This is a genomic window from Pseudomonas hunanensis, assembly GCF_013393325.1.
GTDB classification, from domain to species: domain Bacteria; phylum Pseudomonadota; class Gammaproteobacteria; order Pseudomonadales; family Pseudomonadaceae; genus Aquipseudomonas; species Aquipseudomonas putida_P.
In genome coordinates, this window is sequence record NZ_QJRC01000095.1 from 143,727 (window position 1) to 160,060 (window position 16,334).

Sequence of the window (16,334 nt, forward strand, 5' to 3'; positions counted from 1 at the left end):
TCTCTCACTTGTACTCGATCAAAGCCGATTTACCAGCCGCCAGGCGGTGGCGCAGGAACTTCAGCTGGCCGAGCATTTCCGGGAACTTGCCCAACACCAGAAACACCGCCTGCAGCCAGTTCTCGCGCGCCGACTTGCCACCACGGCGGGCCAGGCGCAGCGCCTGCAGTGGGTAGATCAACAGCAACAGCAGGCCCCAGCCGCCTGACACCAGGCAGGCCAGTACGATCAACACGGGTATGCCCAGCCCCCATATCCAGGCCCGGCGCGACTCGCGCAGCCAGTGCCGTTCGGGTGGCTGGCCATGCAAGTAGGCACCCTCGGCATAGGCATGCCCAGCGCGCAGGCTACGCCGCCACCATTGGCTGAAGCGGGTCATGCCGGCGTCGTGCAGGGTCATTTCGGCGGCCAGGCGCCAGACTTTCCAACCGTAGGCCCGCAAACGCACGCACAGCTCTGGCTCTTCTCCCGCGATCAGGTCAGGGCGAAAGCCCTCAACCGCAGCAAAGGCATCTGCGCGCATCAGCGCATCGCCGCCACAGGCCTTGGCCTCACCGACAGGGGTGTCCCATTCAAGGTCACACAGCAGGTTGTACACCGAGCGCTGAGGGAAGCGCTCACGCCGGCGACCACACACCACCGCCACTGCAGGGTGCTGCTCAAGAAATGCCTGCGCGGTGGCCAACCAACTGGCATCCACCTCGCAGTCGCCATCGACGAACTGCACCAGTTGCATCTGTGGCAACAGCTGCTGCAAGGCGGCGAAGCCTTCGTTGCGAGCACGTGCCGCAGTGAACGGGGTACTCATGTCCAGCGCCAGCACCTCCACCCCCAGGTTGGCGGCCAACTGCAGCGAACCGTCGGTGGAACCCGAGTCGACATACATGACCTTGTCCGCCCCCTGGGCCAACGAACGCAGGCAGCGCTCCAGGCGCTGGCCTTCATTGCGGCCGATCACTACCACACCGATCACAGTCGCCATGGGCCTCACTCGACTGGCGCTGCAGCAGCCGGTTGCCGAGCCTTGATGATGGCCGGTACCCCCACCGCCAAAGAATTGTCAGGCACATCCACCAGCACGACAGCATTGGCGCCGATGATCACGTTGTTGCCAATGCGAATGCTGCCGAGCACTTTGGCACCGGTGCCAATATCGACGTTGTTGCCGAATATCGGGGCAATCGGCTCCTCGACATTCTTCAGGCCCACCACCACGCCGTTGCGGATGCGGCAGTCGTCGCCAAAGCGGGCATAGCCACTGACGACAATGCCGCCAAAATGGTCGATGACGAAGTTGCGCCCGATCACCACTTCGCAAGGCAGTTCGATACCGGTGATGATCTGGACGAATTTGAACAGTACTTTGTAGATCAATGAGCACAGTTTGCGCAGCAGTGCCGGGCGCACGGTATAGCGCCAGCGGCCAAAGCGGTACACCAGCAATACCCAGAAACCCTGGGCGCCCCAATCCCCGCCATGGGCCCGCAGGTCGGCCCGAATATTCTCGAACATGGCTCCACCTACCTTGTCGGTTGGCTGGCGTACCGGGTCTTGTACAACAGTGACCAGGTTGCCCGGCAATGACGCCAGCAGGCCTGTATCGCGCCCCAGCCGCGTCGCTTCAACAGCGCCTTGAGTGCCAGCACCAGGTCGCCCAGGGTGACCAACAGCATGTGCAGGGCAAGCCCCGCCAACCCGTGATGCTTGCGAAAGTACAGCAACTCGCTTTCGATCTGGTAGGACGAGATCTGCCGGCTGGCCGCTTCCAGTTCCGCCACCGACTTGGAGCTTTCGCCACCGATGTGCACCACCGTGGTATGCGGGTAGAACACCACCTTCCAGCCAGCCTCCTTCACCCGTTTGCAGTGGTCCACCTCTTCGTAATAAAGGAAGTAGCGTGGGTCGAACAAACCCACCGTGTCGAGCACTTCGCGGCGTACCAGGTAGAAGCAGCCAGGCAGCCAGTCACACTCGCGCACCGAGGCATGGTCCCAGTTCATTTCGTCGACCATCTTCAAGCCAGGGAAGAAGCGGCCCAGCCCGGTACGCCCGACAAACACATTGAGCGGCGTGGGGAAGTAACGGCAACTGGGCTGCAAATCACCATCGCGCCCCTCCAGACGCACCCCCAACACGCCGCATTCCGGGTGAGCATCCATGTAGTCGAGGGTTTTTTGCAGGGAGTCGGCGGCAACGAAGGCATCGGTATTGAGCAGCAAGGCGTACTTGCCCTTGAGGTGCGCCAGCAGCTGGTTGTTGGCCCGGCCAAAACCCACGTTTTGCTTGTTGCTCAGCAGCAGTGCCTCGGGGCACACCTGGGCCATGCGCTGCACCGAGTCATCGCGCGAGGCATTGTCCACCACCAGGTAACTGGCCAGCCGTTCACTATCGGCCCGGCGCAGCGCATCGAACATCGGCTGCAGCAGCCCGGCAGTATTGAAGTTGACCACCATGACGTCCACGGGTTTGCTACCCATTCTTGCTGTCCCCGAAGAAATACTGGCGCCTCTGCGCCATCAACAACGGTTCAACTTCCGGGTCGTAGGCTCCCTTGCGCTGCTTCACCAGGTCGATCCACGGGTAGGATTCGCAACGTGCCTCGACCCGTTGAATCAACTGCTCGGTCGTGCAGATAAACACGGCCGGGTTACCACCATAGACGGTGCCTGGCGGCACATCCTTGGTCACCACCGCCCCTGCGGCTACGATGGACTCTGGCCCGATGGTCACGCGGGGCATCACGATCGCACCATGGCCGATGAAGCAGTTGTCCTTGATATCGATGAAGCCAACCGAATCGAGGTGCTTGCCGAAGCGGTGCTCGATCAGCAATACCACCCCGTCATGACCGATCAACGTGCAGTCGGACAACCCCACGCTGTTACCGATGCGTACCAGCGAAGGGTCAAGAAACTTGCAGCCTGTGTTGACGAAGAAGTTGCTGCCGACCGAGTGAAAATTACCCCACTTGGCGAGGTAGGCGCCCCACTCAAGCCCGGAAGGGTTGCAGAACCTCCTGTAGAACCTGCCCCCTCGCCCCGTTGCATGGGCATAGTGCGCCACTGCCTTGCGTATCCATCCCTTCATACTGCCTGGCCTCGCGATTCGAACAATCTGGAGTGTCCTGAGGCGTTCCGGTCTCGTTCTTCTAGGTGCTGACCGCAGCGCACTCAACCCATGTACAACCTGCATCACGCAGCGGCGCCGCTGGCCGCTCTCATCTTGCTATCGAGGTGGTCGGCCAGCCGCACGGCAAATTGCAACAGCGGCATGGTCGGGTTGGAAGCGCCGCCCTTGGCGAAGATGCTGCTGCCGGCGACATACAGGTTTTCGGTGCCGAACACTTTGCAATTGGCATCGACAACACCGAACTGCGGCGAAGCGGCCATGCGCGTGGTGCCCATGTGGTGGGCATGGGGCGCCATTTTCAGCGGAATCGAGGTGTCATAAACGAAGTCGTTCAGCTTGACGAAGCCCAGGTCCATGTCGGCGAACTGCTTGGCCAGTTCGCTGCCAATGCACTTGATGGTATGCCGGTCATCGGCGCTGAGCGCCCAGTTGACATTGACCTTGGCTACGCCCAGTGCGTCCTTTTCCTCCAGCAGCGAGATGCGGCTGTGCAGGTTGGGGAACTGCTCGATCATGGTGCTGATCACGCCGTCACCAGGGCAGCTGAACTTGGCGACGAAGGCGACCTTGCTGGCAACCCCCATGTCGCAGGCCAGGTTCTCCAGAAAGTGCTTGACCTCGGCAGTACGGCCATAGGTTTGCACATCCGCCAGCAAAGCGGCGGTGACATTGCCTTTACCGGCCTTGTACTCGTCGACGAAGGCATCGGTGGTGTAGTACTGGCGGGGCTCCGGGTCCTGCCCGGACTTGAGGATGAAGGTGCCCAGGTCGATGTTCAGGTGTTCCATGAAACACCCGCCGGCCAGCCCTTCCTTGTTCACCACACCGGCCGCCACCAGCGTCTCGCTGTTAAGCAACTGCCGGGCATTCTCGATGGCCCCCGTGGCCAGAATGAAGTTTCTGGCCACCAGGCGCTGACGATTGCGTTCATAGTCGGACAACACCACCGCCGCCAGGTGGCCGGAAGCTTTGTCGAACTCAAGGTCCACGCAGTTGCAGTTGATGAACACGTCCAGGCCTTTGGTCTGCTCCAGTGCCGTGGCGTACTTTTGCGCAAAGCGTGTCGGCGTGCTGAGCAGAAACCGATCTGCCTCGAAGTCACCACCCGTCAGGCCGGTGTTCATGGCGCGAAAATCCGAGCCGGCAGGCAGGTCGACGATATCCATGGCTGCCGGCAGGTAACCTTCGATCTCCGAATAAGGAATAGGCCAACCCGGTAAATCACCCGGAGGGGCGATGGTAAAGTCCGAAGGGGTGAACGGCCGACAGCGCCCTGCCCAGTGGTTGGACGTGCCTCCCAGATAGCGCAGGCGAGTTTCCTCGGGATACAGCTCCAGGCCCGTGGATGCGCAGGCGTACAGGCTTTGCGAATGCGGCGCATATTCGCGCCCACCGCCTTCGGCGAGCATCACGTTCCAGCCAGCGGCGGCCAGGCGTAAGCCCAGGGTAATGCCCGCCGGCCCGGCACCGATGATGCAGAAATCGTAGTTGTCGCGCAGCGCCTTCTGCTGCTGATAGTCCTTGATCATGCTGGCTCGTTCCGGAAATAACGGGACGGCAATACCCAACCGTTGATGACCACGAACCCAGGCTTTTCGAGCGGCTTGCCAGCAACGGCCGCCGAGGCGCCAAACACCGCGCCACCCACACCGAGCAAGACACAACTCTGGAGAAAGCCTCTACGGCCCAATTGCGCAGTACAAAAAGTGAGCTTCCCCATGATCCCGTGACCTGTACCCATGAAAGTTACACCCAGCGCGCCGCTTTACAGCCAGTCGAAAAAGGCCGTCAGCAACGCCCCGCAGAGCGCCCCGACCAGCAACATCGGCAGCACCACCAGCTCACGTTTGAGGCTGAACATATCCAGTTTGCAGTTCACATACACAACCAGCACCAGCGTTGGCACGGCATGCAGGGCAACCCCCCAGATCGCCCACTCCACACCACCAATCGCCAGCAACAGCGGTAGCAGCCCCCACAGCGAAACCAGGCGAATGATGTTGTCCATGGCCTGATACTTGGTCAGGCCCAAGGCAATCCACACCTGATGAGCCAATGTATAGCGCATAACGATGAACGACAGCGAAAGAATTGCCAGCATCGGGCCAGCTTCACGGTAGCGATCATCGTACATCCAGCCGATCAGTAGCGGGCTGGCGGTCAGAAAACCACCGCAAATAAACAGCACCAGCAGGTCGACCAGCAGGCGGAAGCGGTGATACAGCGCTTTCAGGCGTTCCTTGTCGTCAGCCCGGGCCGCTTCACTGAACGCCGGCAGCGCCACGGCGCCCACTATTTTCATCAGCGCTGTCTGCACCGCGCCAAGGATCAGCACCGCAATCGAATACACCCCCAGTTGCGCCGCCGACATGCTGGCGCCAAACCAGATGCGGTCACCGTACATGGCCAGCACGCCGACCATCGACGACAACAAGATCCAGCGGCCAAACACGATCAGTTCGGTCAGCGCCGTGCGGTCCCAGCGCAGGTGGTTGTTCGGCCCCTCCAGGGCGGTATGGCCCAGCACGGTCCAGGCCACCGCCGACACCAGGCCCGAGACCACCAGTGCCCAGATCGAGTGGGTCAGCAAGCCCAGCACCAGCATCACCACCAGGCCGGCTACCTGCGAGGCCAGGTCGACCAGCACCACGCGCTTTTGTTGGAAAGTTCGTACAGCCACATCTATCTTGGTGGACTGGAACCCCCAGATGGCCGCCGACAGCCCGGTTATCGCCAGCACCATCGGCAGCACCGGGGCGGCATAGGTAGAGTCCGCTGGCCACAGCTCGGCCAGTTGAGCCAACCAGGCGCCCAGTGCCAGCAGCAGGGTCAGGGCGAACAGCAGGAAACCGCGAATGATCTGCACGGTCCAGGCGGTGTTGAGAAAATCCGGGTCGTCACCGCGGTGACTCTGGATGATGTTCTGCCGCAGGCCGACATCGGAAAGCAGATGCAGAAGTACCGAAACGGTGGTGGCAATGACCATCACCCCGAACATTTCCGGCAGCAGCAAGCGGGCCATGATCAGATTGCCGCCCAGGCGCATCACCTGAGAAGCCACCTGCGAGACCAGGTTCCACGACCCGGCGTTCAGGGCCCGCTTGCGCAGGCTCGCAGTGGCTGACGCATCAATCGACGGCATGACTTCATTCTCTGACTGATTGGCTAAAAGTCACTATAGTTTCAATTAGCCACGATGCTAGCCGTTGCCCACCGAAGGAAAGGTGTACATAGCCGATGCCTGAACATTTTCGTGCGTTGATCGTCATCCTGTTTTTGGCGAGCGTGGTCTTCCTGCTGGCGCGGCGGCCTGCCACCGACCTGATTCCGCTTGGCGACTACAAGCGCCGGCGCAATCTGTGGTTCCTGCTGACCGTGCTGGCCTTTGCCTCTCACAGCTTCTGGCTGTACCTGGGGGCGGGCGCGGTCATTTTGCTGCTTGCCGGGCGCCGCGAGCACAACCCCATGGCGCTGTTCTACATGCTGCTGTTCCTGATCCCGCCAGCGTCGGTGCAGGTGCCGGGGTTTGGCGTGGTCAATTACCTGGTCGACCTCAACCACATCCGCCTGCTGACCCTGTGTGTGCTATTGCCGGCCGCGCTGCAACTACGCCGCCAACCTGACACGCTGCGCTTTGGCCGCACCTGGGCCGACAAGCTGCTAGCGGCCGGCCTGGTGCTGATGAGCGTGCTGTATTTGCGCGAAACCACGCCCACCGACACCCTGCGCCAGGCGCTGTACCTGTATGTCGATGTGTTCCTGCCGTACTACGTGGCCAGCCGTGGCCTGCGTCAGATCAGCGACTTCAAGGACACCTTGCTGGCCTTCGTGCTCACCGCCTTCGTCATGGCGCTGATTGCCGTGGCTGAATATGTGCGCCACTGGCTGCTGTACAGCGCCCTGGTCGACGCCATGGGCGTACCATGGAGCATGTCCGGTTACCTGAGCCGCGGCGGCGCGCTGCGGGCCAGCGTCACCACCGGCCAGGCGATTGCCCTGGGTTATGTGATGAGCGTGGCGATTGGGTTGTTCTTGTTCGTCCAGGGTTATGTGCAGCGCCCGCTGCACAGGGCCATGGGCGCCCTGCTACTGGCCGCCGGGCTGTTCGCGCCGTTATCGCGTGGCCCGTGGATCGGCGTAGTGGTCATCGTGGTGGTGTTCATTGCCTTGGGCAAAGGCGCCGTCAAGCGTCTGGCGCTGCTAGGCGCGGCCGGCATGCTGGCGTTGCCGCTGCTGACCGTCGTGCCTGGCGGTGACAAGGTGCTAGACCTGCTGCCGTACATCGGCAACATCGAAAAAGAGAACATCACCTACCGCGAGCGACTGATGGACAACTCCTGGATCGTCATCCAGCGCAACCCGCTGTTCGGCTCGTTCGACTTCCGCAACACCCCGGAAATGCAGTCGATGATCCAGGGCGAAGGCATCATCGACATCGTCAACACCTACATCAACCTGGCACTGAGGGTCGGGCTGGTCGGGCTCGGCCTGTTCGTGGCGTTCTTTGCCGTGGTGCTGAGGGGCATCCGCAGAGCCATGCTCAGCTTCCCCGACAAGGATGACGAGCGAAGACAGCTCGGCCGGGTGTTGCTGGCGACGCTGATCGGCATTCTGGTGATCATCTTCACCGTCAGCAGCATCACCTTCATCCCGGTGGTGTACTGGTCAGTCGCCGGGCTGGGCGTGGCCTACATCCAGATGGTGCGCCGGCTGCACAACAGCCAGGCCATGGAACTGACCGAACCCGGCCTACTACCCAGGTAATTTCATGAACGTGCTTACCTTGCGTCATTTCGTGCGCCTTTCGGCCCTTGCCGGCCTGGCCCTGTTACCGTTGGCCGGCTGGGGCTCAGACTGGCAGGTCAGTGTCGATGAGCAGAATGGCCTGCCTACCGTGACACGCGGTGGCGGCCCGGTGATGAAGGCCAAGTTCGATTTCTGGGCCGCCAACTGGAGCTGGACTGGCTTTTATACCGACTTCAAGGTCAATGGCCCCTACCACTACACGCTGAAGGGCAAGAACAAGGAACTGGACTTCGACCTGCAGGCAGATATCCGCAAGGAACAGGCGCAAACCCTGAGCTGGGCCTTCGACCTCGACGCCCACAGCCAGCAGCGCGGTGTAATGGGAGGCGGCATGGTGTTCCAGTTCGACCCGGCGCAAATCGCCGGCGACATGGGCGCCCCGCAGCTGCTGCCCGACAACCGCGGCTGGACGTGGGGCAAGGCCGACCAGGGCCGGCGCATCGAGATGCGTTTCGACCCGCCACTGGCCAAGGTCTACTTCGAGCGCGGCAACCCGTCCGAGCTGCGTGCATTCCTCTACAAGGACCCGATCGCCGCCGGCCGCCAACAGCTCAAGGCCGTGCTCAACGTGACCGGCGACATCGACCTGGGCCCCACCCCCAACGAGCGCTTCGGGCTGGCCGACCCTGCCAGCTGGCCCGATGACCAACTGGACTGGCGCACCTCACCGGTGGACCTGTCATTCCTCAACGCCGCAGAAAAGCCCGCCGGCAAGCGCGGCTTCGTCAAGGCGGTCGGTGACCAGTTGATGTTCGCCGACAACACCCCGGTACGCTTCTGGGGCACCAACTTGTCTGCCTACTCGCTGTTCAAAAGCCCGGACGAAGAAATCCGCCAACAGGCCAAGCGCCTGTCGGCCCTGGGTTTCAACCTGGTGCGCCTGCATCACCACGACTCGCCCTGGGTCAGCCCCAACGTGTTCGGCGACGGCACCCTGGTGCGCGATACCCAGCAGCTCAGCGCCGAATCGTTACGCAAGCTAGACCTGTGGATCAAAGCGCTCAAGGACGAAGGCATCTACATCTGGTTGGACATGCATGTGCAGCGTGCATTTACCGCCAACGACAACATTGAAGACTTCAAGGAGTTGCCCGAGAAGGAAGGTCGCATTGACCTGAAGGGTTACGCCTACGTGAACGACAGTATCCAGAAAGCGATGAAGCGCTTTGCCGAGCAGTACATGACCCATGTGAACGAGTACACTGGGCTGGCGTACAAGGACGACCCGGCCATCGCCGCCGTGCTGATCACCAACGAGAACGACCTCACCCAGCACTACGGCAACGCCCTGTTGCCAGACAAGGATGTACCACGCCACAGCGAACGCTACATGTCGGCCGCCAAGGCCTTCGCCAGGCAACATGACCTGCCCGCCGACCTCACCTGGCGTGCCTGGGAGCATGGCCCGTCCAAGCTGTTTCTCAATGACCTGGAGCAGCGCTTCAATGCCGACATGATCGCCCACTTGCGCGGCCTCGGTGTAAAAGTACCGATCGCGACCACCAGCACCTGGGGCGGCAACGGTTTGAGCGCGTTGCCGGCGCTTACCGCAGGGGATGTCATCGATGCCCATAGCTACGGTGCCAATGGCCAGCTGGAGAAGAACCCACTGACCAGCGACGGCATGATCGACTGGATAGGCGCCGCCCAAGTGGTCGGCAAACCACTTACTGTCACCGAGTGGAACGCTGAACCCTTCCCGCTGCCCGACCGTCACTCACTGCCGCTATACGTGGCCGGTACCGCCAGCCACCAGGGCTGGGACGCGATGATGCAATACGCCTACAGCCAACAGGGGTTCAACCCCGGCTGGCGCACCGCGGACAACTGGCACGCCTACAACGACCCGGCGATGATCGCCACGCTACCCGCCGCCGCCCTGCTCTACCGCCGTGCGGACGTCAAGCCAGCCACCACTCGCTACGTGTTCGCACCAACACCTGCCACCCTCTACGATCAGGAAATCACTCCACGCAATTCAGTGCTGTTGCGCACGGCCATGGAAACGGGCCAGTTGCAGATCGCGCTGCCACAAACACCGGAACTGCCTTGGCTGAAGCCTGCGGCTATCCCAGCAGGCGCACAGGTACTGCAGGACCCAGGGCAATCGCTGCTGCCCGCCGATGCCACCGAGTCGGTAACCGACACTGGCGAGCTCAAACGCAACTGGCAACAAGGCCTCTACACCATCGACACGCCGTTGACCCAGGCCGCCACCGGCTGGCTGGGCGGCCGCTCGATCAGCCTGGGGGCCATTGAGGTTAATTCGAAAACACCTTATGCCAGCGTCGTGGTGCAGAGCCTGGACGGTAAACCCTTGGGCCAGTCGCGTGAGCTGCTGCTTTCTCTGGGCACCCGTGCCATGCCCAAGGCCGATGACAAGACACCCTTCAATGTCGAACCCCTTGAAGGCAGCCTGACCCTCAAAGCGCCCGCTGGCCTGAAACTGTTCGCCCGCGATGCGCAGGCACAACTGAAGCCACTGCCGGCGGCGTACAAGGATGGGCAATACACCCTTACCTTCGACGGTCACTACATGTCCAACTGGCTGTTCTTGAAATAGAGCATATGGCCATCTACGCTCAGGTCACCTGTCGCTGATCATCCCACCTGCACGTTTCAGGGAGGGTTCGCTGCGTCTGTAAACAGCAGTTTCCAGGAGGTAGGGATGAAATTTCTGGTGGTGGGTGGCGCGGGTTACATTGGCTCGCACATGGTCAAGCACCTGCTTGCTGTGGGCCACGAAGTGGTGGTGGCAGACCTGGTCTGGCCTGGCCCGGGCATCCAGTGGGCCAAGCTCGACATCGCCGACGAGGCCGCACTGGATGTGCTGTTTGGCGTCTGTCGCTTCGATGCGGTGTTCCATTTTGCCTCGTTCATTCAAGTGGGCGAGTCGGTCAGCGCGCCCGGCAAGTACTACCAGAACAACGTCGCAGCCACCCTTGCCCTGCTGCAGGCCATGGTGAATGCCGGCATCAAGCACCTGGTGTTTTCTTCGAGTGCCGCCGTTTATGGCAACCCACAGTACGTGCCGATCGATGAAGCGCACACCAAGGGGCCGATCAACCCTTATGGGCTGAGTAAATGGATGGTCGAGCAGATTCTTGAGGACTTCGACCGTGCCTATGGCTTGAAGTCGGTTTGCCTGCGCTATTTCAATGCCGCAGGCGCTGACCCCGAAGGGCAGCTGGGGGAACGTCACGACCCGGAAACCCACCTGATTCCATTGATCCTGCAGGCGGCATCTGGCCGGCGGGAGGCGGTGACCGTGTTTGGCCGCGACTACGATACGCCGGATGGCACCTGCATACGTGACTACGTGCATGTTGCAGACCTGGCGGCGGCCCATGCGTTGGCAGTGGACTATTTGCTGGCAGGTGGCGAGCGTACCGCGTTCAACCTGGGCAACGGCTTGGGCTTTTCGGTGCAGCAGGTGATCGATACGGCGCGGACGGTGACCGGGCGGCAGATCAATGCCCTCGATGCGCCGCGCCGCGCTGGCGACCCGCCACGGCTGGTGGCTGATGCGAGCAAGGCGATACAGGTACTGGGCTGGCGGCCAGAGTTTGCCTCGCTGGAGCAGATTGTGCGGCATGCCTGGCAGTGGGAGTTGCAGTATCCCTGGACTGTGCAGCAGGGCTGAGGATCTTGGGGGCGCTTTGCGCCCCATCGCGACACAAGGCCGCTCCCACAGGTGCAGCGCAAATGGTCGATTTTTGCGCTGCACCTGTGGGAGCGGCCTTGTGTCGCGATGGGCTGCAAAGCAGCCCGACAATCAGTAATAGGTCCGCGGTTGCTCGTCCGCCTTGTTCAACACCGTCCCAATCAGGTTCACCGTGGCCAGGTGATGCAGGCAATCCTCGATTTCCTTTTTGTTGTTCATCCCGTTGGCCACCACCAGCAACACACAATCGAACTTGGGTATCACGGTGATCGCATCGTCCGAGCTGAGCAGTGGTGGCAAATCGAAAATGCAAATACGCGACTCGTAGCGGTTGCGCAAATCGCTGATCAGGTTGTTCACCTTGGGCGACGACAGCATCTCGGTGGACAGCGGGACTGGCACCCGCGTTGGCAGCACCACAAAGCGCGGCAAGGTCGGGTTGACCAGGCATTCCTGCAACTCGGCCTTGTCCGTCAGGAACTCGTTCAACGCCTGCTCCATGGGCAGGCCCAGGGTGCTGCCAACCTTGGGCCGGCGCAGGTCGAAGTCCACCAGCAACGCCGTCTTGGTGGTGTGGTGGGCAATACTCATGGCCAGGTTGATCGCCAGCACCGTCTTGCCCGCTTCAGGCGTTGGCGAGGTGATCGCCAGCGTGCGCCAGCCGTTTTCCTCCATGGCCCTGAGCACCTGCGTGCGCAGCAGGTCGATCGGCCCGTTCATGTTGGAGTTCTTGTTGTACGCCACGATGCGGTGGCGCTCCAGGTGGTCCGCACGCAGGGGCACCACCTTGGTATTCACGTAGTCGAACTGCCCCGGCACTTCTGCCAGCGCCGTACCGGGGGCGGGAGACAGTGCCTGGGGTGTGCCTGGGGTAACCTGATGAAGATTATTGCCAACAGCCGGCTTGGTCCTGTCCATCACTGCTTTCCCTATACAAACCGAGACATGACTTTGAACAACAGCACATCCAGTGGCATGTAGAACATGTGCACCAACACTACCATGATAGCCGCCAACGCCAGTGCCGCCAGGATCAGCCGGTTGCGCCAGCGCTTGCGCCTGGCCACGTCGGCCCTGGTATCGATATAGGGCACCGCAACCAAAACCCGTTTACCCAGCAGGTTTTCCAGGGCGCCAACACCGCGCACGCGCTGATTGAGCATTTCCATCAGCATCACCAGCGCACCGCCGCCAGCAGGTGCCAGCACCAGGCCAAGCGCCGCGATTTTCTTGCGGTTTGGCTTGATCGGCTTCTCAGGCAGCAGAGGGGGCTCCAGTAGCACGAAGCGTTCGGCCTTGTTTTCCTGCTCGAGGCTTTCGGTAATCTTCGCGCCCATTTCCTTGGCGCGGATTTCTTCATACTTTTTACGTGCGTTGTCGTGGTCACGCATCAAGGTCACCAACCCGCGCTCGACCTGCGGTGCTTCGAGGATCTCGGCTTCGTAGCCTTCCATCTTCTTGGTCAGCTCACGCTTCTGCTCGGACAGTGAGGCAATCCGCTCCTGGGCAGCGCTCATCTTGGCGCGCACACGGGCCACGTCGAGGCTGACCGTGGACGCTGCCGCCGTACGATCGCCACTGGCTTCGAGCGCCTGGATCTTGCGTTTGATCGCCACCACATCCGGGTGGGCGTCCTTGTAGCGGGTCAGCAGCCGGGCATACTCGGCCTTCAGGCTTGGCAGGTCCTGGGGTTGGTCGGCAGAGGCTGGCCTGGTGCCCTCAGTCGTTTTGGTCGCCAGGCCAGCATTGGCCGCGGACAGTTCCAGCTCCAGGTAGCGCAGCTCTTCCTGGGCAGCCTTGTAGTCACGGTCGACTTCGCGGAACTCCAGCTCCGAACGCGACAGCATGTTCATGCGCAGGGTCTGGTGCTCGGGCAACGCATTGGCATGAGCCTGCTTGAAATCGGCCAGCTGGTTTTCCAGGCTGGCCAGTTCGGCGCCCAGTTTGTTGGCTTCCTGGGTAAGAAACTCGGTGGTTTCGTTGGCCCGCTCGGTGCGCTGCTTGAGGTTTTCGTTGAGGAACAGCGTCACCAACTCGTCGGCGACTTCCTTGGCCACTTGCGCTTGCTTGTGCTCGAACGACACATTGAACGCCACGGTCGCTTCACCACGGCCACGGACAAAGGTGGTGAGGGTTTCGACCACGATGGCGTTGCGCATCTGGTCGATCTTGTCGCTTTCACTGAGGCGTTTGTCGGCGAACAGGTCGTACTTGCCGATGATGCGCAGCAGGTTTTCACGGGTCATCACCCGCTGGCGGATCACCTCGATGCGCTCATCGGCAAAGCTGGTGTTGTTGGTCGACACCAGCTCGGGCGAAATCTGCTGCGACTCCACCAGAATGGTGCCGGTCGATTGGTAGATCGGCGGCACCATCAAGGCGACGGCGACGGTCGCGACAAGAATGACTGCGGCACTCACCCCTAGCACCAGGGCTCTGTCCTTGATAATGGCGATGTAATCTCTGAGGGAGAGCTCGTAGTCAGACTTCATGGGGCCACCTGCCTGCGGTTCAGATGTCGGGGTACCTGTACGTCAACGTCAAACCAACGATCGTTGCGGTCGCATCCGGTACATGGTCCTGTTGCCGTTCCTTGTACATCAGTGACAGGCGCAGGTCCCAGTAAGGCGAAAACTGGCGGCTGGCCCATACGCTGTAAGTCTGCAGCGTGTTGGGCGACTGCCCTTTGCTGTCTTGCCAGGCCGCGTCGGCGCCCACCCGAGTCAGTTCGGCCACCGCGTAGCTCCATACACCACGCACCTGGTCCAGCTCGGCGAAACCGCCTTCGGCGCTGGCCACCGTGCTGCGTTCGGCGGTAAAGCTGGCATCGGCACGCGGGCCGGTGTACAGCAACGCAACCCCACCCTCCCCACGCCGGCCGCCGTCGTCACCAGACACCTGGTTGACGCCAATGTGGGCATCGGCGCTCAAACCTTCGGCAAGCTGGTACTTGACGCCGACTGCAGGGGTGTAGCTGTTGGAGGCGGTCGCGGTAAGGTCCTGCTCAGGCTCATAGCGTCGTGCGCCAAAGCGGGTGTACACATCGGCCCGCTCGCTCCAGGCGTAAGTCCAGGTAAATACGTTCGCCAGCTCCTCGTAGCCCGTCAGCGTACTGATGTCATAACGGGCACGGTTGTAAGTGGTTTCGTTGCTCAAGGTGCTGCGTTCAGTTACCGCCTGGCTCCAGTTGCCCGTCAGGGTGTAGAGCTTTTGCGTACCGTCGGTGGTGATCACCCCGGTGTCCAGCACTGTCCCCGACAGCGTCGAGCTTTCGTTGTAGCGCGCCACCAGGCCGAACCGCCCACGCTCGGTGGTGCGCTGCCAGCCCAGGCTGATATCGGGATCTTCACGGTCATCGACTATATCCGTGTCGGACGAGCGCAACACATGCATGCCCAGCCCCAACCTCAATTCGTCACGGTCGAACGTACCGATCAGGGTGTAATCAGGCGCAATGATCGTGCGCGTTATGCCCTTCTCCCCCGAGGTCAGCAACAAAGGGTTGCTGTCGTATTCGACGGATGTCGGTACCGCCACCGTAGACTGCCAATTTGCCGCCAGGACCGCGTCCGTAAACGGCAAGGCCAAGATTGCCGTTGCAATGCTAGTTGTTCTAAGAAGAGGCATTAAATGTTCTTATTAAAAGGCAAGATCAAGGAACGACCAGCGTATCGCCAGCCTGAAGTTGGATGTTGGTGGACATGTCCCGCCCAGACACCAGGTCCTTATATCGCACGGGCAGGATCTTTTGGGAAGCGCCTGCGCCACGGACCACCTTGATTTCGCTTTCGTCAGCAAACTTGTCCAGGCCACCCGACATGCTCAAAGCTTGAAGCACCGCCGTAGGGCCTGCCATTTGCACCGGCCCAGGCTTGATCACTTTGCCTTGTACGTAGACCATGTTGCCGGCGATGCTCTTGACGACAACGCTGACGTTAGGGTCGGGAAGGAACTTTTCGAGTTTGGCAGCCACCTGTTTTTCGACTGCCGTCACATCCAGGCCGGCGACATTGATGCGCCCGGCCAGGGGGAAGGTGATACTGCCATCGGGAAGAACGGTGGCTTCTTGACGCAGGCTGTCTTCCTGCCACACCGAAACCATCACCACATCGCCGGGGCTGAGCAGATAGGCAGCACTGCTCTGGTCGGCGTTACCGGCGCCAGACCACACCGTCAGCAGGCAGAACGCGGCAAACATTGAACGCACCATGAGGGTCCCTCCGGCCAAATGGCCCGACAAAGAGCACTGAATGAGAACAACACACCAACTCTCGCTCCGCTTCGCGACGTACCGCTGCCGCGATGGCCTCGACCTTCCTGGAGGCCCTTACCTTGACGCTGTAGACGTGGGCTGCAACACCCTGCAGACATGGGCCTATACAGGCTACTGGGAATATAGCAACGGTTGAAGAATTCACAAGCCAGGTCTTGCGCTTGCGGCATGCATCCCTTCACATGCCAGGCATGCGGTTCAGATCTTTCTGCGGTTGGCAACGGCTACAAAGCCGATGACGGCAAAGGCAAAGAACCAGCCGGCAGTTGAAACAGGAATGATACTGTTCTGATTTATATACGAATCTGCCGCGCGCGCAGCGCCACTCAGCATTACCAGCAAAAACATCGATTTGATAATCAGAGTCGTGCGCATACACCCCTCCAGAAAACAGGAAAAATCAAATAGTTATTAGCGCGGTGTGGCGGGAGTTGTTTCTTTGTTGACTTGAGCTTATGGGCA

The 16,334-nt window shown here is 61.1% G+C and carries 14 protein-coding genes; 3 read left to right on the top strand and 11 right to left on the bottom strand.

The window, feature by feature from the left end; all coding sequences use genetic code 11:
- Nucleotides 1–4 precede the first annotated feature (4 nt).
- From DM807_RS17340 to DM807_RS17365, 6 genes are all read right to left on the bottom strand, one after another.
- Nucleotides 5–982 (bottom strand): glycosyltransferase family 2 protein, encoded by a 978-nt coding sequence (locus DM807_RS17340; protein WP_060514984.1) that lies wholly within the window; start codon nt 980–982, stop codon nt 5–7.
- Nucleotides 983–987: 5 nt separating this feature from the next.
- Entirely contained in the window at nt 988–1,512 is a 525-nt protein-coding gene (locus tag DM807_RS17345) for a serine O-acetyltransferase (RefSeq protein WP_012272356.1), read from the bottom strand.
- 8 nt (nt 1,513–1,520) lie between these two features.
- Nucleotides 1,521–2,477, bottom strand: a complete 957-nt coding sequence (locus tag DM807_RS17350) for a glycosyltransferase family 2 protein (protein ID WP_179027603.1) — start codon at nt 2,475–2,477, stop codon at nt 1,521–1,523.
- A complete protein-coding gene (locus DM807_RS17355; RefSeq protein WP_012272358.1) occupies nt 2,470–3,087 on the bottom strand; it encodes an acyltransferase in 618 nt (205 codons plus the stop codon). Before DM807_RS17355 ends, DM807_RS17350 begins: the two co-directional genes overlap by 8 nt.
- Nucleotides 3,088–3,191: 104 nt before the next feature.
- Nucleotides 3,192–4,658: a GMC oxidoreductase gene (locus DM807_RS17360; protein WP_012272359.1), complete on the bottom strand. Its 1,467-nt coding sequence runs from the start codon at nt 4,656–4,658 to the stop codon at nt 3,192–3,194.
- Between the two features lie 236 nt (nt 4,659–4,894).
- Nucleotides 4,895–6,271, bottom strand: coding sequence for an oligosaccharide flippase family protein (locus tag DM807_RS17365; protein ID WP_012272360.1), 1,377 nt, complete (start codon nt 6,269–6,271; stop codon nt 4,895–4,897).
- A 95-nt stretch (nt 6,272–6,366) separates the two neighbouring features.
- Here DM807_RS17365 and DM807_RS17370 point away from each other — a divergent pair, with 95 nt between their 5' ends.
- From DM807_RS17370 to galE, 3 genes are all read left to right on the top strand, one after another.
- The gene (locus tag DM807_RS17370; RefSeq protein WP_060514983.1) at nt 6,367–7,893 is read left to right on the top strand and encodes an O-antigen ligase family protein; all 1,527 of its coding nucleotides are present in this window, start codon (nt 6,367–6,369) and stop codon (nt 7,891–7,893) included.
- A gap of 4 nt (nt 7,894–7,897) precedes the next feature.
- Nucleotides 7,898–10,498 (top strand): cellulase family glycosylhydrolase, encoded by a 2,601-nt coding sequence (locus DM807_RS17375; RefSeq protein WP_179027604.1) that lies wholly within the window; start codon nt 7,898–7,900, stop codon nt 10,496–10,498.
- Between the two features lie 105 nt (nt 10,499–10,603).
- Entirely contained in the window at nt 10,604–11,578 is a 975-nt protein-coding gene (gene galE, locus DM807_RS17380) for a UDP-glucose 4-epimerase GalE (protein WP_012272363.1), read from the top strand.
- A 132-nt stretch (nt 11,579–11,710) separates the two neighbouring features.
- On the opposite strand, the gene DM807_RS17385 is transcribed toward galE, so the two are convergent.
- The 5 genes from DM807_RS17385 to eppA form a co-directional block, all read right to left on the bottom strand.
- The gene (locus tag DM807_RS17385) at nt 11,711–12,517 is read right to left on the bottom strand and encodes a CpsD/CapB family tyrosine-protein kinase (RefSeq protein WP_012272364.1); all 807 of its coding nucleotides are present in this window, start codon (nt 12,515–12,517) and stop codon (nt 11,711–11,713) included.
- Between the two features lie 11 nt (nt 12,518–12,528).
- Nucleotides 12,529–14,091 (bottom strand): GumC family protein, encoded by a 1,563-nt coding sequence (locus tag DM807_RS17390; RefSeq protein ID WP_012272365.1) that lies wholly within the window; start codon nt 14,089–14,091, stop codon nt 12,529–12,531.
- 19 nt (nt 14,092–14,110) lie between these two features.
- On the bottom strand, nt 14,111–15,226 hold the full coding sequence (locus DM807_RS17395) for a hypothetical protein (RefSeq protein WP_012272366.1): 1,116 nt from the start codon (nt 15,224–15,226) through the stop codon (nt 14,111–14,113).
- Between the two features lie 25 nt (nt 15,227–15,251).
- Nucleotides 15,252–15,809, bottom strand: coding sequence for a polysaccharide biosynthesis/export family protein (locus DM807_RS17400; protein WP_012272367.1), 558 nt, complete (start codon nt 15,807–15,809; stop codon nt 15,252–15,254).
- 261 nt (nt 15,810–16,070) lie between these two features.
- Nucleotides 16,071–16,247, bottom strand: a complete 177-nt coding sequence (gene eppA / locus DM807_RS17405; protein WP_012272368.1) for an EPS-associated small membrane protein EppA — start codon at nt 16,245–16,247, stop codon at nt 16,071–16,073.
- Between the last annotated feature and the right edge of the window lie 87 nt (nt 16,248–16,334).